Origin of the sequence: Streptomyces sp. NBC_01803, assembly GCF_035917415.1 — a bacterium.
Lineage (GTDB): Bacteria > Actinomycetota > Actinomycetes > Streptomycetales > Streptomycetaceae > Streptomyces.
The window spans coordinates 4,772,702-4,786,520 of record NZ_CP109073.1; the positions used below are offsets into that span (position 1 = coordinate 4,772,702).

13 protein-coding genes are annotated in these 13,819 nt (G+C 73.6%); 3 read left to right on the forward strand and 10 right to left on the reverse strand.

All coding sequences use genetic code 11. The features are described 5' to 3' along the window. The first annotated feature begins 190 nt into the window (after positions 1 to 190). Entirely contained in the window at positions 191 to 658 is a 468-nt protein-coding gene (locus OIE51_RS21695; RefSeq protein ID WP_326599416.1) for an RDD family protein, read from the forward strand. A 266-nt stretch (positions 659 to 924) separates the two neighbouring features. Here OIE51_RS21695 and OIE51_RS21700 read toward each other — a convergent pair whose 3' ends face one another. The 4 genes from OIE51_RS21700 to lipB all read right to left on the reverse strand — a co-directional run bounded on the left by OIE51_RS21700 (position 925) and on the right by lipB (position 3,869). Further along, positions 925 to 1,626 carry a DUF4191 domain-containing protein gene (locus OIE51_RS21700; RefSeq protein WP_326599417.1) on the reverse strand — a complete coding sequence of 234 codons (702 nt, stop codon included), beginning with the start codon at positions 1,624 to 1,626 and terminating at the stop codon, positions 925 to 927. A gap of 50 nt (positions 1,627 to 1,676) precedes the next feature. Continuing rightward, entirely contained in the window at positions 1,677 to 1,877 is a 201-nt protein-coding gene (locus OIE51_RS21705; RefSeq protein WP_442811986.1) for a hypothetical protein, read from the reverse strand. Positions 1,878 to 2,046: 169 nt separating this feature from the next. Continuing rightward, a complete protein-coding gene (gene lipA, locus OIE51_RS21710) occupies positions 2,047 to 2,994 on the reverse strand; it encodes a lipoyl synthase (RefSeq protein ID WP_326599419.1) in 948 nt (315 codons plus the stop codon). A 77-nt stretch (positions 2,995 to 3,071) separates the two neighbouring features. Then, a complete protein-coding gene (gene lipB, locus OIE51_RS21715) occupies positions 3,072 to 3,869 on the reverse strand; it encodes a lipoyl(octanoyl) transferase LipB (RefSeq protein WP_326599420.1) in 798 nt (265 codons plus the stop codon). Positions 3,870 to 4,068: 199 nt separating this feature from the next. Here lipB and OIE51_RS21720 point away from each other — a divergent pair, with 199 nt between their 5' ends. Next, on the forward strand, positions 4,069 to 5,727 hold the full coding sequence (locus OIE51_RS21720) for a regulator (RefSeq protein WP_326599421.1): 1,659 nt from the start codon (positions 4,069 to 4,071) through the stop codon (positions 5,725 to 5,727). A gap of 36 nt (positions 5,728 to 5,763) precedes the next feature. Here OIE51_RS21720 and OIE51_RS21725 read toward each other — a convergent pair whose 3' ends face one another. From OIE51_RS21725 to OIE51_RS21735, 3 genes are all read right to left on the reverse strand, one after another. Beyond that, on the reverse strand, positions 5,764 to 7,137 hold the full coding sequence (locus OIE51_RS21725; RefSeq protein ID WP_326599422.1) for an FAD-dependent oxidoreductase: 1,374 nt from the start codon (positions 7,135 to 7,137) through the stop codon (positions 5,764 to 5,766). A 198-nt stretch (positions 7,138 to 7,335) separates the two neighbouring features. Beyond that, complete coding sequence (locus OIE51_RS21730; protein WP_326599423.1) at positions 7,336 to 8,256, reverse strand: TIGR01777 family oxidoreductase; 921 nt, start codon at positions 8,254 to 8,256, stop codon at positions 7,336 to 7,338. 17 nt (positions 8,257 to 8,273) lie between these two features. Then, positions 8,274 to 8,825, reverse strand: a complete 552-nt coding sequence (locus OIE51_RS21735; RefSeq protein ID WP_326600736.1) for a DUF4240 domain-containing protein — start codon at positions 8,823 to 8,825, stop codon at positions 8,274 to 8,276. A 94-nt stretch (positions 8,826 to 8,919) separates the two neighbouring features. Between OIE51_RS21735 and OIE51_RS21740 the strand changes: the two genes are divergently transcribed. Further along, on the forward strand, positions 8,920 to 9,870 hold the full coding sequence (locus tag OIE51_RS21740) for an SDR family oxidoreductase (RefSeq protein WP_442811987.1): 951 nt from the start codon (positions 8,920 to 8,922) through the stop codon (positions 9,868 to 9,870). A 158-nt stretch (positions 9,871 to 10,028) separates the two neighbouring features. Here the strand turns inward: OIE51_RS21740 and OIE51_RS21745 are convergent, their stop codons facing one another. The 3 genes from OIE51_RS21745 to sucB form a co-directional block, all read right to left on the reverse strand. Beyond that, the gene (locus OIE51_RS21745; protein ID WP_326599425.1) at positions 10,029 to 10,997 is read right to left on the reverse strand and encodes a helix-turn-helix transcriptional regulator; all 969 of its coding nucleotides are present in this window, start codon (positions 10,995 to 10,997) and stop codon (positions 10,029 to 10,031) included. A 249-nt stretch (positions 10,998 to 11,246) separates the two neighbouring features. Continuing rightward, positions 11,247 to 11,870 (reverse strand): GntR family transcriptional regulator, encoded by a 624-nt coding sequence (locus OIE51_RS21750; protein ID WP_326599426.1) that lies wholly within the window; start codon positions 11,868 to 11,870, stop codon positions 11,247 to 11,249. 114 nt (positions 11,871 to 11,984) lie between these two features. Then, positions 11,985 to 13,769 (reverse strand): 2-oxoglutarate dehydrogenase, E2 component, dihydrolipoamide succinyltransferase, encoded by a 1,785-nt coding sequence (gene sucB / locus OIE51_RS21755; RefSeq protein WP_326599427.1) that lies wholly within the window; start codon positions 13,767 to 13,769, stop codon positions 11,985 to 11,987. Between the last annotated feature and the right edge of the window lie 50 nt (positions 13,770 to 13,819).

The window sequence follows — 13,819 nt, forward strand, 5'->3', positions numbered from 1 at the left end:
TCCTCCTAGTCCCGACCCGTGCGGGGGCGGGAAGCGCAGCTCGGGAATGGCCCAGTGCGTGGGCCTGCCGGGGCCGACCCTAAAGAGGTGCCATTTCTCAAGCGTGACCCACTTGTTTCGCTGATGTTAACCGGACTTCTCATCTGATACCGGGGGAGGGCCAGCCGGGTGACCGCGATACCGTTGACGTGTGGACAAGCGGCAGGCAATTGGTTCGTGGCTCTCGGGACCCCGTGCGGCGGCCGAGGAAATGGGCGTCGACTTCGGCTATCGGGGCGAGCGCCTCGGTCTCCCGGAGGAGGGTCCGGGTTCCGTGGCGCCGATCGGGCGACGGGTCGGCGCGATCTTCCTCGACTGGGGGATGTGCGCGCTGATCGCATACGGTCTGCTCGCTCAGGGTCGGGGGGCCGACGTTCCCAGCCTGACGCTGCCGGTCTTCGTGGTCATGACCGTGCTCACCGTCGGAACGGTGGGCATGACGCCCGGGAAGCGGCTCTTCGGGGTGCGGGTCGTGCACCTCAGCGGCCGGCGCCTGAGCTTCCCGCGCGCGGTGCTGCGGACGCTGCTGCTGGCTCTGGCCATCCCGCCCCTGGTCTGGGACCGCGACACACGGGGCCTGCACGACCGCTTCTCCGGCGCGATCCAGATCCGCGCCTGAGGTTCCCCCACCCGCCCGCCCACCTCGGTGGCCGGGATCCGGGATCGGTGTGCTCGGCGGCCTGGTCGGCGTACCGGCCGGGTTCCCGCCGCACGGTTTCGTGGTGCCGCTGATGGGTCACGCGGCCTCAGCGGGTGAAGCGCCGGGTCGGACCGCCGGTACCGACGCCGACTCGGTCACCGCACCGAGAAAGCCCCGTCCGGCCCTCCCGGAAGGGGTGGGCCGGACGAGGAGAGCGGCGGGGAGGCGCGAGACTCGGCAGCGGGTCAGCGGCCTCGACGCTGGGCCTTCGGCATCTTCAGGCCCTTCGGCATCGGGCCCTTCGGGAGCGGCAGGTTGTTCATCAGGTCGCCCATCGCCCGCAGGCGGTCGTTGACCTCCGTCACGCGCGCGCCCGGGAGGACGCGGGGGAGCTTCAGGATCTTCGAGCGGAGCTTCTTCAGCTCCACCTGGCCCTCGTCGTTCCCGATGATCACATCGTGCACCGGGACGTCCGACACCACCCGGTTCATCCGCCGCTTCTCGGCGGCCATCATCGTCTTCAGCCGGTTCGGGTTGCCCTCGCCGATCAGCACCACGCCGTACTTGCCGACCGCGCGGTGCACCACGTCCTGGTTGCGGTTGATCGCCACCGCCGGGGTGAAGGCGACGCCCCGGCGCATGTTCTCCAGCACCGCCGCCGCCGCGCCCGGCTGGCCCTCCATCTGGGTGAACGCCGCGCGCTCCGCCCGGCGGCCGAAGATGATCGCCGTCGTCAGGAGGGCGACCAGGACGCCCAGGATGCCCAGATAGACCGGGTGACCCAGCACGAAACCGATGGCGAGGACCACACCGAACGTGCCCAGGCCGACCGCCGAGAGGACCCACCCGATCCAGCGGTCGCCCCGCTTGGTCATCTTGTAGGTCAGGGCGATCTGCTTCAGTCGCCCCGGGTTCTCGGAATCCTGTTCCTTTTCCTTCCTCGCCATGCGGCAAGTCTACGGGGCGACGGAGCCCGCCACGCACGGGTGTCAGGAGGTCAGGGGCGGGCGGAGCCCGACGAGGGCACGGCGGTGGGCCGCGCGCCGCGCTCGGTCACCGCCAGCAGCGCCCGCTCCGCCTCCGCGCGGAGCTCCGCGCGGGCCCGGTCCTCCTGGACCCCCGCCCAGGCGTTCCGCACGGCGGTGCGCCGGCCCCGGCGCAGCAGCATCTCTTCCAGAGCCCGCAGTGTGCCGGTCACGGTCGGACGTGCCGGACTGACGAACCGCATGGTCAGTCCCTTCCCCGGGCGGTCGAACGAGGTCGAACGCGATCGAACAACGTGCCCTTATCGTTATCGAACGGTATTACCGGCCGATGACCTGAGGGTCAAAACCGATGAAAAACAAGACCACTTCCGTCACGCCCGGTCACGCCACCCGCGACGAGTCCGCCGCCCGCTGCTCCATCGCCCGCTGATACAGCCGCCCGGCCCGGTACGACGATCGGACCAGCGGCCCCGACAGCACGCCCGCGAAACCGATCTCCTCGGCCTCCTCCCGCAGCTCCACGAACTCCTCCGGCTTCACCCACCGCTCCACCGGGTGGTGCCGGGGCGTGGGCCGCAGGTACTGCGTGATGGTGATCAGCTCGCAGCCGGCCTCGTGCAGGTCGCGCAGCGCCTCGCTGACCTCCTCGCGGGTCTCGCCCAGGCCGAGGATCAGGTTGGACTTGGTGACCAGGCCCTCCTCGCGGGCCAGCGTCAGCACCCGCAGCGACCGGTCGTACCGGAAGGCCGGGCGGATCCGCTTGAAGATCCGGGGGACGGTCTCCACGTTGTGCGCCAGCACCTCGGGGCGGGCCGAGAAGACCTCCGCGAGCTGCTCGGGCACCGCGTTGAAGTCGGGGATCAGCAGCTCGACGCCGGTGTCCGGCATCAGGCCGTGGATCTGGCGGACCGTCTCCGCGTACAGCCACGCGCCGCCGTCCGGGAGGTCGTCGCGCGCCACGCCGGTGATCGTGGCGTACCGCAGCTCCATCTGCCGCACCGACTCCGCGACCCGGCGCGGCTCGTCACGGTCGAACGCGGCCGGCTTGCCCGTGTCGATCTGGCAGAAGTCGCAGCGCCGGGTGCACTGCTCACCGCCGATGAGGAACGTGGCCTCCCGGTCCTCCCAGCACTCGAAGATGTTGGGACAGCCGGCCTCCTGGCAGACGGTGTGCAGGCCCTCCCGCTTCACCAGGCCCTGCAGCGCCTGATACTCCGGGCCCATCTTCGCCCGCGTCTTGATCCACTCGGGCTTGCGCTCGATCGGGGTCTGACTGTTCCTGGCCTCAAGGCGAAGCATCTTGCGACCGTCGGGTGCGACAGCGGACACGTCCGGCTCCTACCTGGCACTCACGCCACTTACGATTCCTCGGCGAACTCCAGCGTACGCCTTTGTTTCCTGCCGCTTCATCCCGCGCGGGGCAGCGGGACCGCCGCTCCGAGCACCGCGCCCAGATGCTTCTCGACCACCGGCAGCACCTCGGTGACCGTGACCGTCCGGCCCAGCTCCTGGGAGAGCGAGGTGACGCCCGCGTCCCTGATCCCGCACGGGACGATGCGGTCGAACCAGGTGTTGTCCGGGTCGCAGTTCAGCGAGAAGCCGTGCATGGTGACGCCCTTGGCCACCCGGATGCCGATCGCGCACAGCTTGCGGTCCTCGCCGCGCTGCCCGGCGTTCGACGGGGCGTACTCGGGGCCGCTGAGCCGGGGGTCGAACTCCTCGTCGTGCAGCCTGGGGTCGAAGTCCAGCGACAGGCCGCCCAGCCCGCCGCGCCCCCGCTCCCGGCCGTCGTCCACGGCGTCGCCCAGCACCCACACCCCGCTGCGGCCCTCCACCCGGGTCGTCTCCAGGCCGAAGTCGGCGCAGACGCGGATGATCGCGTCCTCCAGCCGCCGCACGTGCGCCACCACGTCGACCGGGCGCGGCAGCTTGACGATCGGATAGCCGACGAGCTGCCCCGGGCCGTGCCAGGTGATCTTCCCGCCCCGGTCGACGTCGATGACCGGGGTGCCGTCCAGGGGCCGTTCGCTGTCCTCGGTCCGCCGCCCGGCCGTGTAGACCGGCTGGTGCTCCAGCAGCAGGCAGGTGTCCGGGATCTCGTCGGCGAACCGGGCGGTGTGGACCCGTCGCTGCTCCTGCCACGCCGCGTGGTACTCCACGGCCTCCGGGCCGAACCCGAGATGGACAAACCGCAGCTCGCTCACGCGACTGCTCCTTCGTCTCGCACAAACGCTCTGTTCGAGTGTCGACCCCACTCTAAGCCCGTGGGCCGCCAATCCTCCGGTGCCCCCGACCTCACACATATGGATGAATCCTCCGGCCAAGAGCCGATGAAACCGGGCAGGACCGTTACATTCGCGCCGTTCCAGCCGCACAGCCGTAAGGCAGGAGACCGCATCGCCGATGTCCACGGAACGACCCGGAGGCCCGGCCTCCGCCACGCAACCCAGCCCACCGCGTACGCCGAATCGCCAGCTCGCCGCGCTCATCGCCGAGGCCGGTTTCTCCCACGCCGGGCTGGCCAGACGTGTCGACCAGCTCGGCCTCGAACACGGCCTCGATCTCCGCTACGACAAGACGTCGGTCACCCGCTGGCTGCGCGGCCAGCGACCGCGCGGCACCACCCCGGCTCTCATCGCGGAAGTGTTCACCCGGCGCCTCGGCCGCCGGCTCTCCGCCCAGGACCTCGGCCTTGAGGCGTGCGCCCCGGTCTACGCGGGGCTGGAGTTCGCCGCCAGCCCGTCCGAGGCGGTGGACATCGTGGCCGGGCTGTGGCGCAAGGACTCCGGCAGCTACGCGGAGCTGCGGAAGATCGCCTTCACCCCGGCCGGGCTCGTCGTCCCCAGCCGGGACTGGCTCATCGGGCGCCCCGACGAGCGCGTGGCGCGCGGCGACCCCGCCGAGGGCGGCGCCACCCCGGGCGGCGACGGCCCACCGGGGCCGGGCCACCCGGCCACCCACTACCCGGCCCACCACGTGCCGCACCACCCCCCGCCCACCCTCCACCCGCCGCGGCCCACCGTGCGCGTGCCTGAGCAGGCACGTGGCCTCGGCCGCCCGCCCGGTCCGACGGGTCCGCCCGGATCGCCGGGTGGCGCGCGCCCCGGCCCGGTGCCCGCCAGGGCGGGCCAGCTCGACCGCGTCGAACGCGGCCCCGGCCAGCGCGTCACGGCCAGCGACATCGCCGCGCTCCGCTCGGTCGCCGACCTCTTCCGCACCCTGGACCAGGCGTATGGCGGCGGCCACGCCCGCCAGGCGCTGGTGCGGTATCTGGAGCACGAGCTGGAGCCGATGCTGCGCGGCAGCTACGGCGAGCAGACCGGCCGGCGGCTGTTCTCCGCCGCCGCCGACCTCACCCGGCTCGCCGGGTGGACGGCGTACGACATCGCCGCGCACGGCCTGGCCCAGCGGTATTTCGTGCAGGCGCTGCGGCTGACCCAGGCGGCCGGTGACCGCAGCTACGGCAGCTATGTGCTGGTCTCGATGAGCAGGCAGGCGGTCTACCTGGGCCACGGCAGGGAGGCCGTGCAGCTCGCCCGCGTCGCCCAGCAGGGCATGGCGAGCTCGGTCGCGCCCGTCGTCCAGGCCCTGCTGCACGCCGTCGAGGCGCGGGGCCACGGACTGCTGGGGGAGGTCCGCTCCTGTACCGCGGCGCTCGCCAGGGCCGAGCGCGCCCTGGAGTCGGCGCGGCCCGGCGAGGACGCGCCCACCTGGGCGCGGTTCTTCGACGAGGCGCAGCTCGCCGACGAGTTCGGGCACTGTCACCGCGATCTCCAGCAGTACCGTGCGGCGGCCCGGCACGCGGAGCGCTCGCTCCAGCTCCGCGGCCCGGCGCACGCCCGCAGCAGGCTGTTCTGCCGGGTCGTGCTGGCCTGTGCCAGGCTCGGCCTCGGCGACGTGGACCAGGCGTGCGCGCTGGCCGCCGAGGCCGCGCAGCAGGCCACCGAGATGCGCTCGGTGCGCGCCCACGAGTATCTCCAGGACTTCGAACGGCGCCTGGAGCCGTTCCGCGACGCGGCGGCCGTGCGGGCGTACCGGGAGAAGGTCGCCGCGCTCGCGTGACGACCTTCCCCGCCGGCTCCCGGCCGACGCCCCCGGCTACCGGGCCGCCGGAACGGCCGCCGCGTCCGGAACGGCCGGGGCCGGGTCCGGTGCGGCCGGGTCCGGTCCGGTCGCCGCCGGGCACACCCGCGCGTCGGCCAGCAGCGCCGCCGCCGCGCGCCGGGCCGACGCCAGGTCACCGGCCGGCCCGGGGGTGTCCCGGTGGTCGCCGCAGATGTAGAGCCCGTCCAGCAGGCGGACCGGCCGGACCCCCGCGTACGGGGGCGGCACGACCGGCACCGCGCGCGGGTCGTGGCGCGCGGCCAGCAGCTCCCAGTCGTCGGCCGCCGTGCCGTACATCTCGCTCAACTGGGGCCGGGCCGCCTTGTCCAGCAGCTCGGTCGGCTCACCGGCCCGCACGCCGAGCACCACCGAGGTGACCAGCGTCCGCCCGGCCGGGGCCCGCGACGGGTCGGCCGCCGAGACCGCCAGGGTGTGCGAGACGGGTCCGCGCCCGGCGGCGTCCACGATCAACGTGGCTCCCGGCGGCAGCGTGCCCTCGGCGGCGTGGTGCAGGACCGTGACGGGGTGGAAGGCGGGCACGCGCAGTCCCGGCAGCAGCCGCGCGGCGGCCTCGGCGCCGGTGGCCACGACCACGGCCCGGCAGCGGAACGTGCCGTGCGCCCGCGTCTCCACGGCCGTCGTGGCCACCGACACGGCCCGCACGCCGGTGCGCACCGAGCCGGGCGGCAGCCCGGCCGCCAGCGACTCGGGCAGCGCGGCGGCGCCACCGGCCGGCATGCTGAGCCCGCGCCGGGCGAACGCGCGCAGCGCGAGGTCGCCGACATGGCTGGACGTGGCCAACTCGGCGTCGTGGAGCAGCGCGGACAGGAGGGGGCGCAGGGCCTCCTCGGCTATGCGGCGCGGGATGGGGCGGGCGGCCAGCGCCTCGGCCGCCGTCAGCTCGGGCCTGGCCCGCAGGCGCGCGTCGGGGCAGCGGCCGAGGCCGGTCAGGTTGGCCCGCAGCCAGCTCTGGTCGGCGGCGAGGGCGAGGGCGCGCGAACGGGAGCCGGCGCCCCCGGCGGCGCGCGCCTCGTCCCGGTGTCCGGGGTCCTCGCCGATCCGCTGGGTGTGCCGGTCGCCGCGCAGCAGCACGCCGCCCGTCAGGCGCCGCACGGGCAACGGGCGCGGCAGCCGACGCAGGTCCGGGGAGTCGGGAAGGGGGAGCTGGGCGGCGCGGTCGAGGCGGAAGCCGTCGCGGTGCTCGGTGGCCATCCGGCCGCCGATCCGGTCCTCGGCCTCCAGAACGGTCACGGTGAGCCCGGCGGTGCTCAGGTGGTGGGCGGCGGCGAGCCCCGCCGGTCCGCCCCCGATGACGACGATGTCGGAATCCGAATCAGAGGACGCGCGATGCGTCCGGCTGCTGAGCACGTGGCCTCCTGGTGAGGTGGTCGGTGCGTCGGAGCGGCGGGATCGTTGGCTAAGGGTTGGCCTTGAGTGCTGATGCCCACTTGCGGCGGGACAATGCCCGACCGGAGCCGACCTTCTCACGCGGGGCGGAATGCGACAGAGCGCACGGACCCGGGCATGGGCGCACACACAGGTCGCACTTCGGCGCGCCCGGTGGGCTCAGGCGTCGTCGGTGAGCGCCGCCCGCACCGCGTCGTCGACGGTGGGGTGGGCGAAGGTGAAACCGGCCGCCAACAGCCGTGCGGGCAGGACCCGTTGGCTGCCCAGCACATCCTGGGAGAACTCCCCGAGCACCAGCCGCAGCACCGGCGCCGGGACGGCGAAGAACGCCGGCCGGCGCAGCGCGCGGCCCATCAGCCGGGTCACCTCGCGGTTGGTCACGGGCTCGGGACCGGTGAAGTTGACCGGCCCGGACAGATCGCTCGTGTCGAGGAGAAAACGCAGCGCGGCCAAGTGGTCGTGCAGGGAGATGGCGCTCCAGAACTGCCGGCCGTCGCCGAGCCGCCCGCCGAGCCCGGCCCTGAAGATCGGGAAGAGCTTGCCCCAGGCGCCGCCGGAACGGGCCACCACCAGACCGGTGCGGATGAACGCCGTCCGCACGCCCGCCCGCCGGGCCGGCTCCGCCGCCGCCTCCCACTCCCGGGCCAGGTCCGCGAGGAAGCCCTCGCCGGCCGGCGCGTCCTCGTCCACGGCCCGGTCGCCGGTGTCGCCGTAGAAGCCGATCGCGCTGCCGGACAGGAACACCCGGGGCGGCTCGGGCTGCGAGGCGAGCGCCGTGGCGAGGGCGGCCGTGCCCAGCACGCGGCTGTCGCGCAGCTCCCGCTTGTAACGCTCGGTCCAGCGGTGGTCCGCGATGCCCGCGCCCGCCATGTGGACGACCGCGTCGCAGCCCCGGACGGCCGCCGCGGTCAGCTCGCGGTCCTTGCCGGTCGGATCCCAGCGCGCCTCGTCCGGGGCGCCGGGCGGTCGGCGCACGAGCCGCACGACATCGCGGCCCTCGGCGCGCAGGGCGGCGACGAGCGCGCCGCCGATGAGGCCGTTGGTTCCAGTGACGGCGACGCGGTGCGGACGAGGCTCCATGACGCCATCCTCGTGGATCAGGACACCGCCCGGTCCGCCGGGGTCCCCGGCAGCCGGAACCGCGCCCACAGCCGCGGGCAGAGCTCCGCCAGGACGGCCGGGTCCTCGAAGTCGACCGGGTCGCCGTCCGGCTCGGCCGGCGGCTCGGGCAGGCCGAGAGTGGGCAGCTCGTTCCCGGTGAGCTGCTCGTAGGCGTCGTACGCCGCGTAGCCGAGCTCCTCGGCCTCGCCGTCCGTTCGCGCGTCGAAGTCCGGGGGCAGCAGGTCGGCGAGCGCGTCCGGCTCGTGCAGCGTGCCCTCGAAGACGGGGCGGCCCTGGCTGATCAGCCAGCACCGGAAGTTCTCGAACGTGTCGTCACCCGCGCCGTCCAGCAGCACCCAGGCGGCGGCCCACACGTCCCACCGGTAGGCACGGTTGAACCGGGCCTCGAAGTGGCGCGCGAAGTCGGTGACGGCCTCGGGGTCGAGGGCGGTGAGCCGTTCGACCATGAGGTCGGCGTGCGCGTCGGGATCGCCGCCCGCGGCCTCCCGGGTGCCGTCGACGATCTCCCAGAACTCCGTCTCGTCCATCACGGCAACAGCATCCGCGCTGCGCGGCCCGCTCGCACGCGGAGACGCGCGCCGGAGGGCCGGAGGCCGGAAAACCGGACAGAGGATGTCGGGTATGGCTGGCAGGGTCGACGGTGTGAGCACACGAAAAGAGCTGAGCGGAAGGATCGCCCTGGTCGCGGGCGCGACACGGGGCGCCGGCCGGGCGATGGCGGTCGCCCTCGGCGAGGCCGGGGCGACGGTGTACGTGACGGGCCGGACGACCCGGTCCGTCGTGAGCGAGGTCGGCCGGAGCACCGAGACGATCGAGGAGACGGCCGAACTGGTCACGGCGGCGGGCGGCGAGGGCATCGCGGTGCCGACGGACCACCTGGAGCCGGAACAGGTCAGGGCCCTGACCGAGCGCGTCGACCGCGACCACGGGCGGCTGGACGTGTTGATCAACGACGTATGGGGCGGGGACCACCTGCTGGAGTTCCCGTTCAGCGGCTCGATGTGGGAGTACGGCCTGGACAAGGGGCTGCGGATGCTGCGGCTCGGCGTCGAGACGCACATCGTGACCAGCCACTTCGCGCTGCCGCTGCTGGTACGCCGGCCGGGCGGCCTGGTGATCGAGGTGACGGATGGCACGGCCGAGTCGAACCGGAAGTACCGCGAGCAGTTCTACTACGACCTCGCGAAGACCGCGCCGATCCGGATGGCGTACGCGCTGGGCGAGGAACTGCGGGAACACGGCTGCACGGCGGTCGCCCTCACGCCGGGCTGGCTTCGGTCGGAGGCGATGCTCGACACGTACTTCAAGGTGACGGAGGAGAACTGGCGGGAGGGGATCGCCCAGGACCCGCACTTCGCGATCTCCGAATCCCCGGCCTACGTGGGCCGCGCGGCGGCGGCCCTGGCCACCGACCCGGAGGTCTCCCGCTGGAACGGCCGCTCCTTGTCGAGCGGCCACCTCGCGAAGGAGTACGGCTTCACGGACACCGACGGCTCCCAACCGGACGCCTGGCGCTACCTCGCCGACGCGGCGGCGGAGGGACACACGGTGAACGCGGAGGACTACCGCTGACCCCGCCCGCCCGCCCGCCCACCACCCACCCACCCACCCTTTCCCGGCCCCGGCCCCGGCCCCGGCCCCGGTCCGCGGTGGTGGCGGGCGGTCCGCGGCCCTCAACTCCCCACCACCGTCACCCCCGGAAAGGGTGGGGTGGGTGGGCGAAAGCCGCGTCAGCGGTACCGCGCCGCCATCCCCTCCGCCGCCGCGGCCAGGCGTGCGCGCAGGGGCGGCGGGGAGAGGACTTCCGCCTCGGGGCCCAGGGCCAGGAGCTGGGTGTACGCCACGTCCACGGATTCCACCGCCAGCGTCACCGTCACCCACCCCGACTCGTCCGGCGGGGAGGCCGTCGTCAGGGCCTCCTCGGCCGCCGCGCGGTCCGTCACGTGGCGCAGGGCGCGGGTGCCCGCCAGGGTCAGGCGGAGGTGGACCTCCGCGTGCAGGATCGAGCGGGCGAACGCCGCCGCGTGGTCGGCCCAGAAGGCCGGGAGGTCGAACGTCTCGTCGCGGTCGAAGCGGGTTCCGTCCGTGCCGGCCGTCTGGAAGCGCCCCACCCGGTAGACCCGGTGTTCGTTCGCCGTCCGCGCCGCCAGATACCAGGTGCCCGCCTTCAGGACCAGCCCGTACGGCTCCAGTCGGCGTTCCACCGTCGTGCCGTCCCCGCGCCGGTAGCGGACGCGCAGGAGCAGGTCGTCCCACACCGCCTCGGCGATCACGGGCAGCAGGTCCGGCGTCTCCGGCGGCTGCCACCACCCCGGCGCGTCCAGGTGGAAGCGCTGCGCCGCGCTCTCGTGGGCGTCCCGCAGCTCGGGAACGAGCGCGGCGGAGACCTTCAGGCGGGCCGCCGAGGCCGCGTCCGCCAGGCCCATGTCGCGCAGTGCGGACGGCACACCGGAAAGGAACAGGGCCTCGGCCTCGCTCCGGCCCAGGCCGGTCAGCCGGGTGCGGTAGCCGCCGATCAGCCGGTAGCCGCCGGTCCGGCCGCGGTCCGCGTAGACCGGGATGCCGGCTTCGGAGAGGGCGAGGACGTCGCGCGCGACCGTCCGTTCCGTGACTTCGAGCTCCGCCGCCAGCTCGGCGGCCGTCATCGTCCGCCTCGTCTGCAACAGCAGCACCATCTTGATCAGCCGGGCAGCGCGCATGCCTTCATGATTACTACGATAGGAGCACCCGTTGAGGGCCGGGTCCCGTCGTTGGCGCGACATTCGGGACCCGGGCCTCGGGTGGGAACCGCGCCGCAGGGCAGGACAGGGGCTGTGCGGCGCGGTTCACTTACGTCTGAGACTGTAAGCCCCTGATCGATGATCGATCAAAGCCTCGGACGGAGAAAATCGCCGAACCGCGAAAGTTGGCATCGGGTGCCAGGGCATATCGGGCTATAACCCCGGAGATCAGGCACTTGGTGCACAGTTCAGCACGTGCGCCTTCACCAGCTCGCCGATTCGCGGGTCGTGTCGCGTGAAGGCGTCGATCAGCTCTTGGTGCTCTTCCGCGTACGACCGCTGTCGGGTGCCGAGCCAGCGGATCGACAGCGACGTCCAGACCTCGATGCCCAGCGACTCCCAGGTGTGCAGCAGCACGCTGTTCCCGGACGCCTTCACCAGCTCGCGGTGGAAGGCGACCGTGTGCCCGACCTGGCCCTCCGCGTCGCCGCTCCGGTCGGCCTCCTGGAGCGCCGCGACCTCCGGCTCCAGCGCGGAGACGTCCTTGGCCAGCCTGTCGGCGGCCAGCTCGGCGGCGATCTGCTCCAGACCCGCCCGCACGGGGTAGATCTCCTCCAGATCGGCGGCGGTCAGCGCCCGGACCCGGACGCCCTTGTTCGGCACCGACTCGATCAGCCGCAGCGCCTCCAGCTCGCGCAGCGCCTCGCGCACCGGCGTCTGGCTGACCTTGAGCTCCGCCGCGATACGGCGCTCGACGATCCGCTCGCCGGGCTGCCAGCGCCCGCTGACGATGCCCTCCACGATGTGCTCGCGGATCTGCTGACGCAGTGAGTGGATGACGGGTGTGTTCATCGCACCCTCACCCTCCTGTCTGATGGTGGCGACAGGCCGACGCCCCGCCCGGAAGGGGTCCGGGCGGGGCGCACGGCCGGTTTCGGGATGCGCTGCTCCTCGGGACGGCGCGGCCTACAGGCCGAGCTCGCCCTCGAACTCCCCGGCTTCGAGACGGGCCTTGACGTCCGCCAGATAGCGGGCGGCGTCCGCGCCGTCCACCAGCTGGTGGTCGTAGGACAGGGTCAGGTAGACCATGTCCCGGATGGCGATGGTCTCGCCCAGCTCCGGGTGGTCCACGACGACCGGTCGGCGCACGGTGGCGCCGATGCCCAGCTCCGCGACCTGCGGGTAGTTCACGATGATCGTGTCGAACAGCGCGCCGCGCGAGCCGGTGTTGCTGATCGTGAATGTGCCGCCGGTCATGTCGTCGGGCGCCAGCCCGCCGCTGCGGACCTTCTGCGCCAGCTCCGCGGTCTTCTTGGCGACGCCCGCGATGTTCAGGTCGCCGGCCCCCTTGATGACCGGGACCATCAGGCCCTTCTCGGAGTCCACGGCGATGCCGACGTTCTCCGTGTCGTGGTACGTGACGGTGCCGTCGTCGTTGATCCGCGCGTTGATGACCGGGTGGGCCTTCAGCGCCTCGGCGGCGGCCTTCACGAAGAACGGCATCGGCGAGAGCTTGACGCCCTCACGGGCCAGGAAGGCTTCCTTGGCCCGCGTCCGCAGCCGCATGATCCGGGTCACGTCGACCTCGACCACGGACGAGAGCTGCGCCTGGCTGTGCAGGGCCTTCAGCATGTTCTCGCCGATGAGCTTGCGGATCCGGGTCATCTTGACCGTCTGGCCGCGCAGCGGCGACGGCTGCGCGGGCGCGGCCGTCCTCGCCGGGGCGGCGGCGGCCGGAGCGGGCGCCGCGGCGGCGGCCTTGGCCGCCTCGGCGGCGGTCAGCACGTCCTGCTTGCGGATCCGGCCACCGACGCCGGAGCCCTTGACGGCGGCCAGGTCCACGCCGTTCTCGCTGGCGAGCTTGCGCACCAGCGGGGTGACGTACGCGCCGTCCGTGGCCGGAGCCGGGGCGGGCGCGGCGGCCTTCGGCGCGGGCGCCGGGGCCGGTGCGGGAGCGGGAGTCGGAGCCGGTGCCGGTGCCGGAGCGGGCGCCTGAGCCACGGGGGCGGGCGCCGGAGCCGGGGCCGGAGGAGCCGGGGTGGGCGTGGGCGCGGGCGCGGCCTGCGGGGCCGGCGCGGCGGGTGCCGGTGCCGGGGCGGGCGCGGAGCCGGGAGCGCCGATGACGGCGAGCTTCGCGCCGACCTCGGCGGTCTCGTCCTCGCCCACCGTGATCTCCAGCAGCGTCCCGGCGACGGGGGCCGGGATCTCGGTGTCCACCTTGTCGGTGGACACCTCGAGCAGCGGCTCGTCGGCCTCCACCTCCTCGCCGACCGACTTCAGCCAGCGGGTGACGGTGCCCTCGGTGACCGACTCGCCCAGCGCGGGCAGCACCACGTCGGTGCCCTCCGCGCCACCGGCCGGAGCCGATGCGGCGGGCGTGGGCGCGGGAGCCGGAGCGGGCTCCGGCTGAGCCTGGGCCTGGGCCTGCGGCTGCGCGGGGGCCGGGGCCGGGGCCGGAGCCGGAGCGGCCTCGGCGGCGGGTGCGGAGGCCGCCGCCGGGGCGCCGGCCTCGGCGCCGTCGTCGATGACGGCGAGCTCCGCGCCGACCTCGACGGTCTCGTCCTCGCCGACCTTGATGGACGACAGGACACCCGCCGCGGGGGCCGGGATCTCGGTGTCGACCTTGTCGGTGGAGACCTCGAGCAGTGGCTCGTCGGCCTCCACGTGCTCACCCTCGGCCTTGAGCCAGCGGGTGATGGTGCCCTCGGTCACGCTCTCGCCGAGCGCCGGAAGGGTTACGGAAACCGCCATGGTTTCTGTTGCTCCTTACGAAAAGTGGCGGATGGGGTCGCGCTCTGGGA